Origin of the sequence: Micromonospora sp. NPDC004551, from assembly GCF_040609975.1 — a bacterium.
Taxonomy (GTDB): domain Bacteria; phylum Actinomycetota; class Actinomycetes; order Mycobacteriales; family Micromonosporaceae; genus Micromonospora.
On record NZ_JBEXLM010000001.1, the window covers coordinates 187042 to 205495 of the forward strand.

Annotated in this window: 13 protein-coding genes; 9 read left to right on the plus strand and 4 right to left on the minus strand. The window is 73.6% G+C overall.

The window, feature by feature from the left end:
* Window positions 1–27: 27 nt before the first annotated feature.
* From ABZW14_RS00985 to ABZW14_RS01005, 5 genes are all read left to right on the plus strand, one after another.
* Window positions 28–564 (plus strand): PadR family transcriptional regulator, encoded by a 537-nt coding sequence (locus ABZW14_RS00985; protein ID WP_355337737.1) that lies wholly within the window; start codon window positions 28–30, stop codon window positions 562–564.
* Window positions 561–1262 (plus strand): ABC transporter ATP-binding protein, encoded by a 702-nt coding sequence (locus tag ABZW14_RS00990; protein ID WP_355337740.1) that lies wholly within the window; start codon window positions 561–563, stop codon window positions 1260–1262. The genes ABZW14_RS00985 and ABZW14_RS00990 overlap by 4 nt, the downstream gene beginning before the upstream one ends.
* The gene (locus ABZW14_RS00995) at window positions 1259–2773 is read left to right on the plus strand and encodes an FtsX-like permease family protein (RefSeq protein WP_355337743.1); all 1515 of its coding nucleotides are present in this window, start codon (window positions 1259–1261) and stop codon (window positions 2771–2773) included. Before ABZW14_RS00990 ends, ABZW14_RS00995 begins: the two co-directional genes overlap by 4 nt.
* A gap of 106 nt (window positions 2774–2879) precedes the next feature.
* A complete protein-coding gene (locus ABZW14_RS01000) occupies window positions 2880–3299 on the plus strand; it encodes a hypothetical protein (protein WP_355337746.1) in 420 nt (139 codons plus the stop codon).
* A gap of 2 nt (window positions 3300–3301) precedes the next feature.
* Entirely contained in the window at window positions 3302–5419 is a 2118-nt protein-coding gene (locus ABZW14_RS01005; RefSeq protein WP_355337749.1) for a bifunctional polysaccharide deacetylase/glycosyltransferase family 2 protein, read from the plus strand.
* An 11-nt stretch (window positions 5420–5430) separates the two neighbouring features.
* On the opposite strand, the gene ABZW14_RS01010 is transcribed toward ABZW14_RS01005, so the two are convergent.
* Window positions 5431–5595 (minus strand): hypothetical protein, encoded by a 165-nt coding sequence (locus tag ABZW14_RS01010; RefSeq protein WP_355337752.1) that lies wholly within the window; start codon window positions 5593–5595, stop codon window positions 5431–5433.
* Between the two features lie 63 nt (window positions 5596–5658).
* Here ABZW14_RS01010 and ABZW14_RS01015 point away from each other — a divergent pair, with 63 nt between their 5' ends.
* Window positions 5659–6600 (plus strand): threonine/serine dehydratase, encoded by a 942-nt coding sequence (locus tag ABZW14_RS01015; RefSeq protein WP_355337755.1) that lies wholly within the window; start codon window positions 5659–5661, stop codon window positions 6598–6600.
* A 33-nt stretch (window positions 6601–6633) separates the two neighbouring features.
* Here the strand turns inward: ABZW14_RS01015 and ABZW14_RS01020 are convergent, their stop codons facing one another.
* Window positions 6634–8742 carry a S9 family peptidase gene (locus ABZW14_RS01020; RefSeq protein ID WP_355339342.1) on the minus strand — a complete coding sequence of 703 codons (2109 nt, stop codon included), beginning with the start codon at window positions 8740–8742 and terminating at the stop codon, window positions 6634–6636.
* Window positions 8743–8873: 131 nt separating this feature from the next.
* Between ABZW14_RS01020 and ABZW14_RS01025 the strand changes: the two genes are divergently transcribed.
* Window positions 8874–10481 carry an FAD-binding oxidoreductase gene (locus ABZW14_RS01025; protein WP_355337758.1) on the plus strand — a complete coding sequence of 536 codons (1608 nt, stop codon included), beginning with the start codon at window positions 8874–8876 and terminating at the stop codon, window positions 10479–10481.
* Between the two features lie 292 nt (window positions 10482–10773).
* On the opposite strand, the gene ABZW14_RS01030 is transcribed toward ABZW14_RS01025, so the two are convergent.
* Window positions 10774–12837 carry a SpoIIE family protein phosphatase gene (locus ABZW14_RS01030; protein WP_355337761.1) on the minus strand — a complete coding sequence of 688 codons (2064 nt, stop codon included), beginning with the start codon at window positions 12835–12837 and terminating at the stop codon, window positions 10774–10776.
* Window positions 12838–13018: 181 nt separating this feature from the next.
* Between ABZW14_RS01030 and ABZW14_RS01035 the strand changes: the two genes are divergently transcribed.
* Window positions 13019–17371 (plus strand): HAMP domain-containing protein, encoded by a 4353-nt coding sequence (locus tag ABZW14_RS01035; RefSeq protein ID WP_355339345.1) that lies wholly within the window; start codon window positions 13019–13021, stop codon window positions 17369–17371.
* Entirely contained in the window at window positions 17368–17925 is a 558-nt protein-coding gene (locus tag ABZW14_RS01040) for a response regulator (RefSeq protein ID WP_355337764.1), read from the plus strand. The genes ABZW14_RS01035 and ABZW14_RS01040 overlap by 4 nt, the downstream gene beginning before the upstream one ends.
* Window positions 17926–17929: 4 nt before the next feature.
* Here the strand turns inward: ABZW14_RS01040 and ABZW14_RS01045 are convergent, their stop codons facing one another.
* Complete coding sequence (locus ABZW14_RS01045; protein ID WP_355337767.1) at window positions 17930–18439, minus strand: MarR family transcriptional regulator; 510 nt, start codon at window positions 18437–18439, stop codon at window positions 17930–17932.
* Between the last annotated feature and the right edge of the window lie 15 nt (window positions 18440–18454).

Below are 18454 nucleotides of genomic sequence, written 5' to 3' on the forward strand. Positions count from 1 at the left end.
ACTATTCACTCAATGAATAGTGGACCCGTGTCCACTCAGCACGTACTGCTCGGGCTGCTCGCGCGCGGCCCCCGGCACGGCTACGAGCTGAAACGCGCCCACGACGAGCGGCTGCCCCGGGCCCGGCCCCTCGCCTTCGGGCAGGTCTACGCGACCCTGGCCCGGCTCCAGAGGGACGGCCTGGTGATTCCGGCCGGCCACGAGCGCGAGGGCGGCCCCGACCGCACCTCCTACGCGCTCACCGGCGATGGGCGGGCGGCACTCGACCGGTGGCTGGCCACCGTCGAGCCGCCGATGCCGTACGTGGCGAGCACCCTCTTCGCCAAGGTGGTGGTCGCGCTCATGGTCGCCGACGCCGAGCGCGCCCGCACCTACCTCGTCGCCCAGCGCCGGGCGCACACCGAGCGGCTGCGCGAGCTGACCGCGGTGAAGACCGCACCCACGGCCGCCCTCGACGACGTGATCGCGGCCGACTTCGCCATCGCCCATCTCGACGCCGACCTGCGGTGGCTGCACACCACCCTCGAACGGGTCGCCGACTGGCACCGGGAGGTGCACTCGTGAGCTATCTTCAGGCGCGCGGCGTGGTCCGGGCGTACGGGAGGACGCCGGCCCTGCGCGGCGTGACGCTCGACGTGGCCGAGGGCGAGATCCTCGCCGTCACCGGCCCGAGCGGCTGCGGCAAGTCCACCCTGCTGCACTGCCTGGCCGGCATCCTGCGTCCCGACGCCGGCCAGGTCACCTGGCGCGGTGCGCGGATCGACGAGTGGCCGGAGGCGGCCCGGTCCCGGTTGCGGCGCACCGACTTCGGGGTGCTCTTCCAGTTCGGCCAGCTCGTCACCGAGCTGACCGCGGCGGAGAACGTCGCCCTTCCGCTGCTTCTCGCCGGCACGGGGCGGCGAGAGGCGCGGACGGCGGCGCTCACCTGGCTGGAGCGGCTCGGCGTGGCCGAGGTCGCCGACGTGCCGCCGGGGGAGATGTCCGGCGGTCAGCAGCAGCGCTGCGCACTGGCCCGGGCCCTGGTCACCGAGCCGCGCGTGCTGTTCGCCGACGAGCCCACCGGCGCGCTCGACACGCTCACCGGCGAGCAGGTGCTCACCCAACTCGTCCGGCTGGCCCGGGAGCAGCACACGACCGTCGTGCTGGTCACCCACGAGCCGCGGATCGCCGCGTACGCCGACCGCGAGGTGACCCTGCGCGACGGGGTGGTCGACCCGTCGGGCCTGGGTCTCGACGCACCGGTGCCCGGCGGCCACCGGTGACGCCGGGCACCCTGTTCCGGCTCGCCCGGGCCGGCACCCGGGCCGACACCGCCCGGGTCGCCCTGACCGCGCTGAGCGCCGCCCTGGCCACCCTCGCCGGCCTGGCCGCGCTCACCGTGCTGGCCATCCGCAAGCCGCCCGGTGACGCGTGGGCCGAGTCCGAGCAGTACACCAACGCGCTGCTGCGCGAGCCGGGCCTGCGGGGCGGCCTGGCGTTCGCCCTGCTGCTGCTCGTCGTGCCGGTGCTCGGGCTGGCCGGGCAGTGCGCCCGGCTCGGCGCACCGGCCCGGGACCGCCGGCTGGCCGCGCTCCGGCTGGCCGGGGCGACCCCGCACCAGGTCAGCCGGATCGCCGCCGCGGAGACCGGGCTGGCCGGTCTGCTCGGCACCGTCGGCGGTCTCGCCGTCTTCCTGGTCGGCCGCCGGCTGCTGCACCGGCCCGACGCCGACGGGCGGCTGCCGCTGCCCACCGACGTCCACCCGGCACCGCCGGCCGTGCTGGCCGTGGTGTTCGGCCTGCCGCTGCTCACCGCCCTGGTCAGCGTGGTGCTGCTGCGCCGGGTCACCACCACCCCGTTCGGCGTGGTCCGCCGGGTCCGCACCCGGGCACCCTGGCCGTGGCCGGGCCTGCTGATCCTGGCGGGGCTGGGCCTGTTCGCCGCGTTTCGTCCGGTGGGCCTCTGGTACGAGCGGCGGCACGCGCTACCGCCGCCCTGGCTGCTGCCGACGCTGCTGATCGTCGGCGCCCTGGCCGCCATGATCGGGGTGGTGGCGGGCACCGGCTGGCTCTCCCACGCCGCCGGCCGCCTGCTGCACCGCTACGGCCGCCACCCGGCCGCGCTGCTCGCCGCGCGCCGGCTGACCGCCGACCCGTGGGCGGGCAGCCGCACCTTCGCCGCGCTGCTGGCGGCCCTGATCTTCGGCGCGGGCGCCGCCGGCATCCGTGCCGACTTCCTGGCCACCGTCGAGCTGAACCGCCGCAGCGGCGCCGGGATGGCCGGCTCGGACTCCTTCTACCTGGGGGCCATGGACCTGGTCGACCTCGGTGTCGCGGTGTCCGTGGCGATCGCGGCCGGCGGGCTGCTGGTGGCGGTCGTCGAGGGGATCACCACCCGGCGCCGGGCGTACGCGGCGCTGGTGGCGACCGGGGTGCCCCGCGCCACCATCGGCCGCTCGCTGCTCTGGCAGTCGCTCACCCCGGCGGTGCCCGCGATCGGCCTCGCACTGACCGTCGGCTACCTGCTCGTCCGGGGCGTGTTCCCCCCGCCGAGGGACGGGGGCTACACGCAGGAGTGGTGCGACGCCGGTGAGCAGCTCTGCGGGGACCCGGCGACCCGGGCCCGCTACACCCGCACCGAATGGGTGCCCGAGGTGATCGTCCCGCCGCACGTACCGTGGGAGCAGCTGGCCTGGTTCGCGGCCGGCGGGCTGGCCGCGGTGCTGCTCACCGTCGGCGTCGGCGCGCTCTTCCTGCGGGCCAGCACGACGGTGGAGGAGCTGCGCACGACCTGATGTGACGCGGCGGGCGGCTCCGGCGCTGTTCGCCTCGGGAGGCCCGAGGTGTGGCCTCCCGAGCCGGCACACCGGCCGGCGGGAGCGACAGCGGGAGACCAGCACCATGCCGAACCAGCCGAACGCCGCGCCGCCGGTGTTCGTCGACCGGACCGGCCGGCGTCGCCGGCTGACCGTGATCGCCGGCGTGGCGATGGGCCTCGGCCTGCTGACCAGCTTCGGCCTCATCCTGGCCGGGCTGTTCTTCGACTCCACGGTGCCGTTGCCGGGCTGGTCCGACACGAGGCCACCGCCGATCGAGGCCGGTGTCGACGCCCCGGCCCAGGACGAGAAGCGGACCAGCCCGAGCCCTCGACCCTCGTCGGTGACCAGCACCGGCCCGTCGGCGCCCGCGGCGACGGCCAGCCGCACCACTGCCCCCACCCGGGCCGCCACCTCGGCGCCCCGCCCGACCGCCACCGTGCCGGGGCAGGGCGATGAGCGGCGCCACTCCGCCAAGCCGAGCCGGTCGCCGGGCAAGCCCTGACCATGGCGCGACACGTCGCCCGCCCCGATCCCCGGGCGCACTGGGTGCTGCTCCTGCTGGGCCTCGTCGCCCTGCTCGCCGCGTTGAGCTTCCACGGCCTGGTCAGCGCCGTCGGCGGCGGGGCCGGCCCGGACCGGGCGCCCGACTCGCCCCCGCCGCGGGCGGTCGCCACCGGCGGGCCGGTGCTGCGGCTGGACGGCCCCACACCGGTCAGCCGGCGGCTGCCGGCACGCACCCTTGCGCTCACGTTCGACGACGGACCCGACCCGCGCTGGACCCCACAGATCCTCGACGTGCTGCGCCGGCACCACGCCCACGCCACGTTCTTCGTGGTCGGCGCGCGGGTGGACGAGCACCCCGATCTGGTCCGGCGGATCCTGGCCGAGGGACACGAGATCGGCTCGCACACCTTCACCCACACCGACGTGACCACCGCGCCGGGCTGGCGCGCCGCGGCCGAGCTCTCCTGGACCCGCAACGCCATCGCCGGCGTGACCGGCCGCGAGGTGACGCTGTTCCGGCCGCCCTTCTCGTCGACCACCGCGGCCGTGACCGACGCGCAGTACCGGGCGTTGCGGTCGGCCGCCGGCAGCGGGCACGTGGCGGTGCTCGCCGACCGCGACGCCAAGGACTGGCAGCGCCCCGGCGTACCGGCCATCGTGGGGGCGGCCACGCCGCAGGGAGGCACCGGCGCGGTGGTGCTGATGCACGACGGCGGCGGCGACCGAAGCCAGACCGTCGCCGCCCTGGACCAGATGCTGCCCCGGCTGGCCGCCCAGGGCTACCGGTTCACCACCGTCTCCGCCGGGATCGGCGCGCCCGACTCGATGGTGCCGGCCACCACCGGCGCCCGGCTGAGCGGCACCGCCCTGCGCTGGGGGCAGGCCGGCGCCGACTGGCTGACCACGGCGATGAACCTGCTGCTCGGCGTGGCCCTGGTGCTCGGCGTGGTCCGCCTCGCCGTGCAGGTGGTCTGCGCCCGCCGGCACGTCCGCCGGGTACGCCGGCCGCGGCACCGGCTGCCCGAGGTGACCGCACCGGTGTCGGTGATCGTGCCGGCGTACAACGAGGCCGCCAACATCGCCGCGACCGTGCGGTCCCTGGTCGCCAGCGCGTACCCGGCGCTGGAGGTGATCGTGGTGGACGACGGCTCCACCGACGGCACGGCCGACATCGTCGAACGGATGCGGCTGCGCGGGGTACGCGTCATCCGGCAGGCCAACGCCGGCAAGCCCGCCGCGTTGAACACCGGGATCCGGGCCGCGCGCGCCGACCTGCTGGTGCTTGTCGACGGGGACACCGTCTTCCAGCCGGACACCGTCTACCGGCTGGTCCAGGGCTTCGCCGACCCGGCCGTGGGGGCGATCAGCGGCAACACCAAGGTGGCCAACCGGCGCCGGCTGCTCGGCCGCTGGCAGCACCTGGAGTACGTGATCGGCTTCAACCTCGACCGCCGCATGTACGACGTGCTGGAGTGCATGCCCACCATCCCCGGCGCGATCGGCGCGTTCCGCCGCCAGGTGCTGTTCGCGGTCGGCGGCGTGCCCGCCGACACCCTGGCCGAGGACACCGACCTCACCATGAAGGTGCTCCGGGCCGGCTGGCGTGTGGTCTACGAGGAGAGCGCCATCGCCTGGACCGAGGCGCCCTCGTCGCTGCGCCAGCTCTGGCGGCAGCGCTACCGCTGGTGCTACGGCACCATGCAGGCCATGTGGAAGCACCGGCACGCGCTGCGCGAGCCGGGCGCCGGCGGGAAGCTGGGCCGGCGCGGCCTGCCCTACCTGGCCGTGTTCCAGATCGTGCTGCCGCTGGCCGCGCCGGCCGTCGACATCTTCGCCCTCTACGGGCTGCTCTTCCTGCCCTGGTCCGAGCTGGCGCTGGCCTGGCTGGGCCTGCTCCTGCTCCAGGGCGGCACCGCCGCGTACGCGCTGCGCCTGGACCGGGAGCGGTTCGGCCCGCTCTGGGCGCTGCCGTTCCAGCAGCTCGTCTACCGGCAGGTGATGTACCTGGTGGTGGTGCAGTCGGTGGTGACCGCGGTGGTCGGCAACCGGCTGCGCTGGCAGCGGATGGTCCGCACGGGCGAGGCAGCGGTGCTGGTGGGCGGGACGCCGGCCCGCTGAATCGGGCCGCGTCAGCGCGGGCCGAACAGCCCGGCAGCCCAGGAGACGGCCAGGCCGATCAGCGCCGAGCAGCAGCAGACCACCAGGGCGGAGGCGACCACACCGAGGATCAGCCAGACGGGCGCGCGCCGGCCCGGTCCCGGTCCGCCTTCCGCCCGCTGCTCGTCGTCGCTCACCCGGGCAGTCTAGGCGGCGGACGCGGGGCGGCGGCCGGCTCCGCGGCGCGGCAGGATGGGGCGATGGACCTGGTCACGATCGCCGACGTCCGGGCCGCCGCCGAGGACGTCGCGGGCGCCGTGGTGCGTACCCCGTTGCTGCCGACGCTCTGGGACGACGAGCTGTGGCTCAAGCCGGAGAGCCTGCAACCGGTCGGCTCGTTCAAGGTGCGCGGGGCGACGCACGCGGTGGCCCGGCTCGACCCGGCCGCCCGGTCCCGGGGCGTGGTGACCCACTCCTCCGGCAACCACGGGCAGGCCCTGGCGTACGCGGCCCGAGCGTTCGGCGTGCCCTGCACGGTGGTCGTGCCCGAGGGAGCGCCGCGGGTCAAGGTGGACCGGATGCGGGCGTTCGGCGCCGATGTGCGGCTCGTGCCGCCCGCCCGCCGGCTGGCCGAGGCCGAGCGGATCGTCGCCGACACCGGTGCCGCGCTGGTGCCGCCCTTCGACCATCCGTGGATCATCGCCGGGCAGGGCACGATCGGCCTGGAGATCGTCGCCGACCTCCCCGACGTCGACGTGGTGCTGGTACCCGTGGGTGGCGGCGGGCTGTCCTCCGGGGTGGCCACCGCCGTCAAGGCGCTGCGCCCGTCGGCCGCCGTGATCGGGGTGGAGCCGCTGCTCGCCGCCGACGCCCGCGACTCCCTCGCGGCCGGGGAGGTGGTGGTCTGGGAGGTCGAACGCACCTACCGGACGTGCGCGGACGGGCTGCGCACCAACCTGTCCGAGCTGACCCTGGCCCACCTGCGGGCCCGGCTCGACGGCATCGTCACGGTGACCGAGGACGAGATCGTCGCGGCCATGGGGCGGCTGGTGCGCGAGGCCCGGCTGGTGGCCGAGCCGAGCGGGGCCGTCGCCCTGGCCGCCCGGCTGTTCCGCCGGGACGAGCTGCCGCCGGGGCGTACGGTCGCGGTGGTCACCGGCGGCAACGCCGACCCGCACGTGCTAGGCCCGCTGCTGGACTGAGGGGCCGGCGCGGGCCCCTCAGCCCTCAGCGGGTCAGGCGCGGCCCAGCCGGTCCAGGGTCCAGGCGTTGACGAACGCCTCTTCGCGCCAGGCGTCGTACCGGCCGCTCGGGCCGCCGTGGCCGGCGCCCATCTCGGTCTTCAGCAGGTAGTCGCCCTGCGGGGCGACCGCCCGCAGCCGGGCGATCCACTTGGCCGGCTCGTGGTAGAGGACCCGGGTGTCGTTGAGGCTCGTCACCGCGAGGATCGCCGGGTAGTCCATGTCGGCCACGTTCTCGTACGGCGTGTAGGACTTCATGTACGCGTAGACCTCGGGGTCGTCGAGCGGGTTGCCCCACTCCTCCCACTCGGTGACCGTCAGCGGCAGCGACGGGTCGAGGATCGAGGTGAGCGCGTCCACGAACGGCACCTGCGCGACGATCCCGGCGAACGCGTCCGGGGCGAGGTTGGCCACCGCGCCCATCAGCAGGCCGCCCGCCGAGGCGCCCCGGGCCACCAGCCGGTCGCTCGCCGTCCAGCCGGCCTTGACCAGGTGCCGGGCGCAGGCCACGAAGTCGGTGAAGGTGTTCTTCTTGGCCAGCAGTTTGCCCTCGTCGTACCAGCGCCGGCCCAGCTCGCCGCCGCCGCGGATGTGGGCCACCGCGAAGATCACGCCCCGGTCGAGCAGGCTGAGCCGGGCGATGGAGAACCAGGGGTCCATGCTCGCCTCGTAGGACCCGTAGCCGTAGATGACGGCGGGAGCGGAGCCGTCGCGCGGCGTGCCCGCGCGGCACACCAGTGAGATGGGCACCCGGGTGCCGTCGTCGGCGAGCGCCCAGTCGCGGTGCTGCTCGTAGTCGGCCGGGTCGTACTCCCTCCCGTCCGGGCCGGGCCGGACCGGCTTCCGCCGGCGCAGCACCATCTGCCGGGTGACCAGGTCGTAGTCGTAGACCGAGTCCGGGGTCACCAGCGAGGTGTAGCGCAGCCGCACCTCACTGGTGCGGTATTCCGGGTTGGCGTCGAGCCCGACGCTGTAGATCGGCTCGGGGAAGTCGATGTCGAAGCTGTCGCCGCCGCCGACGGGCAGCACCCGCAGCCCGGTCAGCCCGTTGCTGCGCAGCGAGACGACCAGATGGTTCTCGAACGCGTCGACGGACTCCAGCCGGGTGCCGGGGGTGTGCGGGATCAGCGGCGTCCAGTCGCCCGGCGCGTCCGCCGACGTGTACGCCAGCGCGAAGTCCTCGGCGCCGTCGTTGTGCAGGATCAGGAAGCGGTGGCCGTGGTGCTCCACCGCGTACTCGACGCCCTGCCGCCGCGGCGCGATGATCGCCGGCTCGCCGGTGGGGTTGGCGGCCGGGATGACCCGGACCTCGCTGGTGATCTTGCTGTGGATGTCGATGACCACGAAGCGCTCGGAGCGGGTCAGCTCGACGCCCACCCAGAACCGCTCGTCGTCCTCCTGGTGCACCACCACGTCCGCACTCGACGGGGTGCCCACGGTGTGCCGCCAGACCCGGTTCGGCCGCCAGGCGTCGTCGACCGTCACGTAGAACAGCGTCGAGGCGTCGTTCGACCAGGCGGTGCCGTAGAAGGTGTCCGGGATTTCGTCGGGGAGTGCCTCGCCGGTCTGCAGGTCCTTGATCCGCAGCGTGAAGCGCTCGTCGCCGGAGAAGTCGGTGGAGTAGGCCAGCCAGCGCCCGTCGGGGCTGACGTCGAACGCGCCGAGGGAGAAGAAGTCGTGCCCCTCGGCGAGCCGGTTGCCGTCGAGCAGAACCTCCTCCCCGTCCAGCGGGGCGCCGTCCTCGCTGACCGGCGGCGTGGTCTCGCCGTCGCGGACGGCCCGGCGGCACTGCACGCCGTACTGCTGGCCCTCGACCGTGCGGGTGTAGTACCAGTAGCCGTCCTTGCGGGTCGGCACCGACAGGTCGGTCTCCTGGGTGCGCCGGCGGGTCTCCTCGAACAGCTGCGCGCGCAGCCCCTCCAGGTGCGCGGTGCGCGCCTCGGTGTACGCGTTCTCCGCGGTCAGGTAGGCGATCGTGTCCGGGTCTTCCTTGCCGGCGAGCCACGCGTACTCGTCGAGGACGGTGTCGCCGTGGTGCGTCCGCTCGCTTGGAACACGCTTGGCGGCGGGCGCTGGCGACGGGTCCCGGTCGTGACGCGGCACGCTGGAGTTGTCGGGGATCTCGGTGGTCACGGGCGTCACGTTACCGGCCGGCAGGGCGCCGCCGTGGTCGCGCGCCGCCGGAATCCCGCGACTCGCCGCCGGGTCTTTCGAACATGTGTACGATAACCGCCATGGCGGCTGCATCGCGTTCCACCGATCGACCCGGAGCCCTTGAGATCACCCGGAAGCTGGCGGAGATCTGCGGTCCGCCGTTCGCCCGTTTCGCGGGCCCGGCCGACGAGGTGGCCGGCCGCACGGCCCGCTGGGTGGCCGTGCCGGGCGGCCCACACGCCGCGGCCGAGGTGCTCCGGCTGGCCGCGGCGCACGACCTGACCGTGGTGCCGCGCGGCGCCGGCACGAAGATCGACTGGGGTGCCGCCCCGGCGCAGGTCGACATCATGCTCGACACCGGCCGGCTGGCCGGGGTCTGGCACGAGCCGCACGCCTCGGTGGTGGCCGAGGTCGGCGCGGGAACCCCGCTGCGGGCCGTGCAGGCCACGCTGGAGCGCATCGGCCGGCGCATCCCGGTCGACGCGCCCTCCCCGGGGGCGACCCTGGGCGGGGTGCTGGCCGCTGACGAGGCCGGCCCGCTGCGTCACCGGCACGGCAGTCCGTGCGCCCAGCTCGTCGGCGTGCGCTACCTCGACGCCGACGGCGAGCTGGTCAGCGTGGGGGAGCCCGGCACCGCGTTGCTCGGCCGCGCCGGGCCGGCACGCGGCGGCGCCGGGCTGGGTGATGCCGGGTTGGGTGGTTCTGGTTTGGGTGGCGCTGGATTGGGCGGGGCGGGGCTCGGTGGTGCTGGGCTGGGCGGTGCTGGGTCGGGTGGAGCTGGGCTCGGTCGCGCTGGACTGGGTGGTGCCGGACTGGGCGGTGGCCCGTTGGGTGGCGCGGAGCCGGGCGGTGCGGCGGCCGTCTTCGGCGCGGCCGAGGTGCCGGGGCTCGACGTGGCCCGGCTGCTCTGCGGCTCGCAGGGCGGCCTCGGGGTGCTGGTCTCGGCAACCATGCGGGTGCAGGCCGTGCCGGCCAGCCGGGTCTGGGTGTCCCGTCCGGTGTGGACGCCGCTGGAGGTGCACGACCTCGTGCGGGCGGTGCTCGCCGCCCGGCTCGACCCGGCGGCCGTCGAGCTGGACCTGCCGGTGCCGGTGCCGCTGCCGCGCCGGAGGATCCCCGCGTCCCACCCGTCCGTGGTCAACCGGCCCGACCACCCCGCGGTGACCGGGCGCCCGGTGCGGCCCGCCGCGGCGGGCAGCCTGGTGGTGCTGCTGGAAGGCGGCCCGGCCGACGTGGCGGAACGGACCGACCGGCTCGTCGCGCTGCTCGGCACCGAGGCCGTGGTCAACCACGCCGCGCCCGATTGGTGGGGGCGCTATCCGTTCGCCCCCGGCGACACGGCCCTGCGGATCGAGGTGCCCATCAACGACCTGCACGCCGCCGTCTACGCGCTGCGCGACGCGGCCGGCACCCCGGTCCCGGTCCGCGGCTCCGCCGGGATCGGCGCCGTGCACGCCGCGCTGCCCGGCTCGCTGCCGCCCGAGCGGGTCGCCTCGATCCTCGCCGCGGTCCGGGGCGTGCTCCTCGCCCGCCAGGGCCGCTGCGTGGTGGTCTCCGCCCCCGCGCCGGTTCGTCGCGCCGTCGACCTGTGGGGCGAACTGCCCACCCTGCCGCGCCTCCGCACGGCCAAGGCTTACCTCGACCCCCACCACCGCCTGTCCCCGGGCCGCCTCCCCGGCGGCCTGTAACCCCCGGGCCGACGCCCTGCCCCGCCTCGGCCCTGCCCCCGCGCCCGGCCCGCACGGCCTCTGCCCCGGTGCCCAGCCCTCCGCCACCGCCGCCCGGCCTCATCGTCGATCAAGAGGTTCGCGTCACCACCCAGCCCTTCCCCGAAGCAAACCTTGATCAACGCCGCGATTGCGCAACATCGCGGCTGACCTGAGTTGACCAAGAAGTTTGCGTCTGAACAGCGCCCGTGATTGACGCAAACTTCTTGATCAACGGGGAGAGCCACGCGGCGGACAGGGCCAGGAAGAGGGATTACAGGGCGTCGTTGCGGAGGACCAGGACGGCGATGTCGTCGCGTGGGGGTTCCACCGAGAAGGCGATGGCCGTGGCGCGGAGGCGGGCGGCCACCACGTCGGCCGAGTAGCCGGCCAGGGGTGCCGCCGCCTCGCGCAGGCGGTCGGTGCCGAAGAGCTCCCGGCCGCGCCGGCGCTCGGTTACGCCGTCGGTGTAGAAGATCAGTGCGTCGCCCGGCTTGAGCGCGATCTCGGCGGTCGGGGTGGCGATCGAGTCGAGCAGCCCGAGGGCCGTGCCGCCGGTGCCGACGAAGCCGGCACCGCCGCCGCCGTGCAGCAGCACGGGCCGGTCGTGCCCGGCCAGGTGCAGGGAGACGTCGAGCTGGTCGCCGTCGCCCGGCCCGACCGCGGCCAGCGCCAGCGTGCAGTAGCGGCCGCCGCCGCGCTCGACCAGCGTCTCGTTGAGCCGGCCGAGCACCTCCGGCAGCGGCTTGCCGTCGCCGACCAGGACCCGGATCACGTCCCGCACCAGCCCGGTCACCGCCGCCGCCTGGACGCCCTTGCCGGATACGTCGCCGACCACCACGAGCCACCGGCCGTCCGGCAGCGGCACCACGTCGTAGAAGTCGCCGCCGACCTCGGCGTCGTCGCCGGTCGGGACGTACTCGGCGGCGAAGCCGATGCCCTCGACCACCGGGAGCACCGGCGGCAGCAGCGACTGCTGGAGGGTCTGCGCGACCCGCCGGCGCTCGGCGTGGATCCGGGCGTTCTCGATGGCCAGCCCGGCCCGCCGGGCCACGTCCTCCAGCACCGACACCTCGTCGGGGTCGTGCCGGTGCCGCTGGTGGCGGCCCACGGCCAGGGTGCCGAGCCGCTGACCGCGGGCGATCAGGGGTACGGCGAAGCCCTCCATCGGCCCGCTCAGCGGCACCTGTGTCGCGCTCCGGGAGGACTCCCGCAGCCGGGCCTGGATCGAGTCGGGCCCGGTCTCCTGGAGCACCCGGTGCAGCTGCGGCAGCACCGCCTCGTCGGCGTGGCTGGCCGCGGCGAGCCGCAGCCGCCCCCACTCGTCGGTGGTGTGCACGGCACACCACTGGCCGAGCCGGGGCACCACGAGCTGCGGGATGAGCGCCATGGTCAGCTCGACGTCCAGCGACTGGGCGAGCAGTTCGCTCGCCTCGGCCAGGAAGGTCAGCCAGGCCGACCGGCGGACGTCGGCCCGGCGCAGCCGGTCGTTCTCCAGGTGCAGCGAGAGCCGTTCGGCGGCCAGCACCGCGAGCGGCCGGGCGTACGCCGAGGGCGCCGCGTCCAGTTCCAGCTCCCCGGCGTACGGGCGGTGCACGGCGAGCGGGACGCGGAGCAGTTCGTTGCCCTCGCGGGGTTGCCGCCCGTAGCGGGCGAGCACCTGGCTGCCCTGCCCGTCGCCGCGGTCCAGCCGCACGACCCCGCCGGCCGCCCCGACCATCTCGGCGACGCGGGTCAGCAGCCCGGCGGCGAACTCGGGCAGCGGGTCGTCCGCGTACGGGTCGGGGGTGGTCTGCATGAGCTCGCTCATCGCGGCGGCGCTCGGGGTGCCCCCGTCGGTCCGCGCGGCGGCGGAGAGCACCGGGCGGGTCTCCGCCGGCCGCGGGGTGGCAGCGAGGTCGGGCCGGTCGAGCCGGAACCAGACGCCCTTCCCGGTGGGCAGGTAGGTGGTGCCCCAGCGGCTGGCGAAGTGGTCGACCAGCAGCAGCCCGCGGCCGCGCTCGGCCACCTCGGTGATCTCGGAGGTGGTGTTCCGGACGCCGACCATCAGCTCGTCGACCGGGCCGGAGGCGAAGTCGGTCACCGTGACGGTGAGCCCCGCTGGGTCGGCTTCGACCTCGATGTCCAGTTCGGTGCGCGCGTGCTCGACCGCGTTGGTGGTGAGTTCGGTGGTCAGCAGCAGCGCCTCGTTGAGCAGCTCGTGCAGGTCCGCCTCGGCGAGGACGGACCGCACCAGCGCCCGGGCCGCCGCGGGTGTGCGCCGGTCGGCGGGGAGGCGGACACGCCGGACGTGCTCGTCCGAGCCGCCGTTCATGGCCGGCCCTGCCTCCGCTGACACCTTCGTATCCTCCACCGCCGCCGCCCCGGGTGCCAAGCCGCTCGGCCGATCCGGTCGGCGCGGGACAGTTCGGGCGTGGCGCGCGGTCGACGCGGTCGGCCTCGACGGGACACGCGGCAGAATGGTGGGATGGCCGCGTGTCGGCACGAGCCTGATGGCCCCCGAGCTGAGCGAGGAACTGATGACCACGGCGAAACAACCGGTAGCCGGGGACGACCACGAGGTGCTCCTCGGCGAGCTGGTCGAGGCGCTGCGACGGGTCCGTCGCGGCGACCTCCGGGTCCGCCTGCCCCGACGGGCCGGCCTGGCCGGTGAGGTGGCGGACTCCTTCAACGACGTGGTGTCGCTCCAGGAGCGGCAGCACCTGGACCTGCGCCGGATCAGCCGGGTGGTCGGCCGGGACGGCCGGCTCACCGAGCGGCTCGACGACGAGGGCCTGGACGGCTCGTGGGCGGAGGGGCAGCGGGCGGTCAACTCGCTGATCGACGACCTGGGGCGCCCGACCACGGAGATCGCCCGGGTGATCGTGGCGGTGGCTGACGGCGACCTGTCCCAGCACATGGCGCTGGAGATCGACGGCCGGCCGCTGCGCGGTGAGTACCTGCGTATCGGCCGGACCGTGAACACCATGGTCGACCAGCTCTCCTCGTTCGCCGACGAGGTGACCCGGGTGGCCCGCGAGGTGGGCACCGAGGGCAAGCTGGGCGGCCAGGCGGACGTGCGCGGCGTCGCCGGCACCTGGAAGGACCTCACCGACTCGGTGAACACCATGGCGTCGAACCTCACCGGCCAGGTGCGGTCGATCTCCCAGGTGGCGACGGCGGTGGCGAAGGGTGACCTGTCGCAGAAGATCACGGTCGGCGCGCGCGGCGAGGTGGCCGAGCTGGCCGACACGATGAACTCGCTCACCGACACACTGCGGCTCTTCGCCGAGCAGGTGACCCGGGTGGCCCGCGAGGTGGGCACCGACGGGAAGCTCGGCGGCCAGGCCGAGGTGCCGAACGTGGCCGGCACGTGGAAGGACCTCACCGACAGCGTCAACTCGATGGCGTCGAACCTGACCAGCCAGGTCCGGAACATCGCCCAGGTCTCGACCGCGGTGGCCCGCGGCGACCTCTCTCAGAAGATCACCGTGGCCGCCCAGGGCGAGATCCTGGAGCTGAAGGACACCGTGAACACGATGGTGGACCAGCTGTCCTCGTTCGCGGACGAGGTGACCCGGGTGGCCCGTGAGGTGGGCATCGAGGGCAAGCTGGGCGGCCAGGCCCAGGTACGCGGGGTCTCCGGCACCTGGCGCGACCTGACGGAGAACGTGAACCAGCTCGCCGGCAACCTGACCAGCCAGGTGCGGAACATCTCGCAGGTGTCGACGGCCGTCGCCAAGGGTGACCTGTCCCAGAAGATCACGGTGGACGCGCAGGGCGAGATCCTGGAGCTGAAGAACACCGTCAACACGATGGTCGACCAGCTCTCGTCGTTCGCCGACGAGGTGACCCGGGTGGCCCGTGAGGTGGGCACCGAGGGCAAGCTGGGTGGTCAGGCGCAGGTGAAGGGTGTCTCCGGCACCTGGCGGGACCTGACCGACAACGTGAACTCGATGGCGTCGAACCTCACGAGCCAGGTGCGGAACATCGCGTCGGTCACGACCGCCGTCGCGAAGGGCGACCTGGGCCAGAAGATCACGGTGGACGCCCGGGGCGAGATCCTGGAGCTGAAGTCGACCGTCAACACGATGGTGGACCAGCTGTCGTCGTTCGCCGACGAGGTCACGCGGGTGGCCCGCGAGGTGGGCACCGAGGGCAAGCTCGGCGGCCAGGCCCAGGTACGCGGCGTCGCCGGCACCTGGCGCGACCTCACCGACAACGTGAACTCCATGGCCTCGAACCTGACCGCCCAGGTGCGGAACATCGCCCAGGTGTCGACGGCGGTGGCCAAGGGTGACCTGTCGCAGAAGATCACGGTGGACGCGCAGGGCGAGATCCTGGAGCTGAAGTCGACGGTCAACACGATGGTCGACCAGCTCTCGTCGTTCGCCGACGAGGTGACGCGCGTGGCCCGTGAGGTGGGCACCGAGGGCAAGCTGGGTGGTCAGGCGCAGGTGAAGGGTGTCTCCGGCACCTGGCGGGACCTGACCGACAACGTGAACTCGATGGCGTCGAACCTGACCAGCCAGGTGCGGAACATCGCGTCGGTCACGACCGCCGTCGCGAAGGGCGACCTGGGCCAGAAGATCACGGTGGACGCGCAGGGCGAGATCCTGGAGCTGAAGAACACCGTCAACACGATGGTCGACCAGCTCTCCTCGTTCGCCGACGAGGTCACCCGGGTGGCCCGTGAGGTCGGCATCGAGGGCAAGCTGGGCGGTCAGGCCCAGGTGAAGGGCGTCAGCGGCACCTGGCGCGACCTCACCGAGAACGTCAACCAGCTCGCGTCGACCCTCACCACCCAGCTCCGGGCGATCTCCCAGGTCTCCACCTCGGTGACCCGCGGTGACCTGACCCAGCGGATCAGCGTGAAGGCGCAGGGCGAGGTCGCCGAGCTGAAGGACAACATCAACCAGATGATCGTCACCCTCCGGGAGACGACCAAGAAGAACGCCGAGCAGGGCTGGCTCGACTCGAACCTGGCCCGGATCGGCGGCCTGCTCCAGGGGCAGCGGGACCTCGGCGAGGTCTGCCGCATGATCATGATGGAGGTGACCCCGCTGGTCGACGCGCAGCTCGGCGCGTTCTTCCTGGCGGACAGCTCTGACGGCAGCATGCGGCTGCGCCTCACCGCCTCCTACGGCTACGTCGCCCGCGGGCATGACGTGACCTTCGGGCCCGGCGAGGGTCTGGTCGGGCAGGCCGCACTGTCCCGGCGGACCATCCGGGTCAACACCCAGCCCGACGGGCGCCTGGTGCTCCGCTCCGGCCTGGCCGAGACGCCCCCGGCCGACCTCGTGGTGCTGCCGGTCCTCTTCGAGGGCGAACTGCTCGGCGTGATCGAGTTCGCCGGTGTGACCACCTTCTCCGAGCTGCACCTGGCGTTCCTGGAGCGGCTCGTGCTCACCATCGGCGTGGCGGTCAACACCATCCAGGCCAACCGGCGTACGGAGGAGCTGCTCGCGCAGTCGCAGCGCCTGGCGCACGAGATGCAGGAGCAGTCGGCGGAGCTCCAGCGCACCAACGCCGAGCTGGAGGACAAGGCGAAGCTGCTCTCCGAGCAGAAGACCAACATCGAGACGCAGAACCGGGAGATCGAGCTGGCCCGGCTCGGCCTGGAGGAGAAGGCGCAGCAGCTCACCCGGGCGTCGGCCTACAAGTCGGAGTTCCTGGCCAACATGAGCCACGAGCTGCGTACGCCGCTGAACTCGCTGCTCCTGCTGGCCCGGCTGCTCGCCGAGAACCCGGAGCAGAACCTGAGCCCGAAGCAGATCGAGTTCGCCCGCACGATTCACAGCGCCGGATCGGACCTGCTCTCCCTCATCGACGACATCCTCGACCTGTCGAAGATCGAGGCGGGCCGGATGGACGTCGAACCGACCGAGATCCACTTCTCCGAGATCCGTGGCTACGTCGAGCAGGCGTTCGCGCCCCAGGCCGAGGAGAAGGGCCTCGACTTCCAGGTGCGGATCAGCAAGGACCTGTCGCCGGCTCTGGTCACCGACGCCCAGCGGTTGCAGCAGATCCTGCGCAACCTGCTCTCCAACGCGGTGAAGTTCACCGACAACGGCGCGGTCACCCTGCGGATCGCGCCGGCCGCCGAGAACGCGGTGTTCGACGTGCCGGCGCTGACCAACGCCCGGCAGGTCATCGCGTTCACGGTGATCGACACGGGCATCGGCATCTCGGACGACAAGCTCTCGCTGATCTTCGAGGCGTTCCAGCAGGCCGACGGCACCACGAGCCGGCGCTACGGCGGCACCGGCCTGGGCCTGTCGATCAGCCGGGACCTGGCCCGCCTGCTCGGCGGCACGATCACCGTGTCCTCCGCGCCGGGGCAGGGGTCGACGTTCACTCTCTTCGTACCCGATGTGCTGGCACCGGACGCGGTGGTGGCGCCGGCGCCACCCTCGCCGCAGCGCGCGGGCCTGCCGTCGTCCCTGCTCATGCCCATGGAGTTGCCGCAGCCGCAGGAGACCCCGGCGACCCGGCGGCTGGAGGGTGTGACCGTTCTGATCATCGACGACGACGTCCGGAACGTGTTCGCGCTGACCTCTGCGTTGGAACTCCACGGTATGACCGTGTTGTACTCGGACAACGGGGCGGACGGCGTCCGCCAACTGGCCGAGCATCCGGAGGTGGACATCGTGTTGATGGACGCGATGATGCCGGACCAGGACGGCTACGAGACGACCGCGCAGATCCGCCGCAACCACCGCTTCGCGGACCTGCCGATCGTGTTCCTGACCGCGAAGGCGATGCCCGGTGACCGGGAGTCGGCGATCGCGGCCGGGGGCAGCGACTACATCACCAAGCCGGTGGATCTGGACGAGTTGATCGAGCTGATGGCGTCCTGGATCGGCCGCAGCCGAGGCGAGGAGAATCCGTGACCCAGATGGCCAAGGCGCTGCTGGTGGACGACCGGCGGGAGAACCTGATGGCCCTGGAGGCGATCCTCCAGGGGCTTCCGGTGCAGTCGGTCGCCGTGGAGAGTGGCGAGGCGGCGCTCAAGCAGCTCCTGGTGGACGACTTCGCGGTGATCCTGCTGGACGCCCAGATGCCGGACATGGACGGCTTCGAGACCGCCACCCACATCAAGCGCCGGGAGCGGACCCGGCACGTGCCGATCATCTTCCTCACCGCCGCGGACAAGGATGCCCAGCTCGCCCTGCGGGGCTACGCGGTCGGTGCGGTCGACTACCTGACCAAGCCCTTCGACCCGTGGGTGCTGCGGGCGAAGGTGTCGGTGTTCGTCGAGCTGTGGGTGAAGACCCGGCAGCTCGCCGCCCAGTCGGATCTGGTCCGGGAGCGCGACGCCCAGTGGCGGGTGCTCACCGACGCGGTGGACGAGGCGACCGCGCTGCTGCGTGCCGACGACGACCCGGAGTCCCGGGAGCGTGCGGTGGACCTGCTGGAGCAGGCCCGCTGGGGCAACACCGCCTGAGCGCTCAGGCGTCGGCCCGGTCGCCGTGTCCCGTCGCGGCGCGCCGGGCCCGCCACCGTTCGCCGAGGGCGTCGATCTCCTCCTGCACGAAGAGGAAGAAGTCCCGCATCTCGGCCACCCGCTCGCCCGCCGGGGTGTTCCGCCCGTGCAGCGCGTCCACCCCGCCGTTGGCGATGTCGATGAAGTTCTTGTAGAGGCCGGTCTTCGTGATGGTGGCCTCGTACCAGGGGTTGGCCGGCATCCGGTAGCGGTCCCGCCGGGAGCCCTTGACGGGCTCGCGGACCAGCATGGCGAACTGGGTGAGGTAGCGCACCGCTCCGGACACGGCCGCGGCGCTGACGCCCAGCCGCTCGCCGATCTCGGCGGCGGTGAGCGGCTCGTCGGCGCTCATCACGGTGAACAGCACCCGGCCGGCCATCCGGGGGAAGCCGACGTCCGCGAAGGCCATCGCCATCCGTTCGACGAAGAGGTGGACCTCTTCCTCGTGCGGGGTCGGGCGGTGGTCGTCAGACATGGGCGGCAGCTCCTC

What these genes read in the sequence shown, in the direction of transcription:
- ABZW14_RS01000 (WP_355337746.1), top strand. Translation starts at nt 2,880, where the DNA reads ATGCCGAACCAGCCGAACGCCGCGCCGCCGGTGTTCGTCGACCGGACC.
- ABZW14_RS01005 (WP_355337749.1), top strand. Translation starts at nt 3,302, where the DNA reads ATGGCGCGACACGTCGCCCGCCCCGATCCCCGGGCGCACTGGGTGCTG.
- ABZW14_RS01015 (WP_355337755.1), top strand. Translation starts at nt 5,659, where the DNA reads ATGGACCTGGTCACGATCGCCGACGTCCGGGCCGCCGCCGAGGACGTC.
- ABZW14_RS01025 (WP_355337758.1), top strand. Translation starts at nt 8,874, where the DNA reads ATGGCGGCTGCATCGCGTTCCACCGATCGACCCGGAGCCCTTGAGATC.
- ABZW14_RS01035 (WP_355339345.1), top strand. Translation starts at nt 13,019, where the DNA reads ATGACCACGGCGAAACAACCGGTAGCCGGGGACGACCACGAGGTGCTC.
- ABZW14_RS01045 (WP_355337767.1), bottom strand. Translation starts at nt 18,439, where the DNA reads ATGTCTGACGACCACCGCCCGACCCCGCACGAGGAAGAGGTCCACCTC.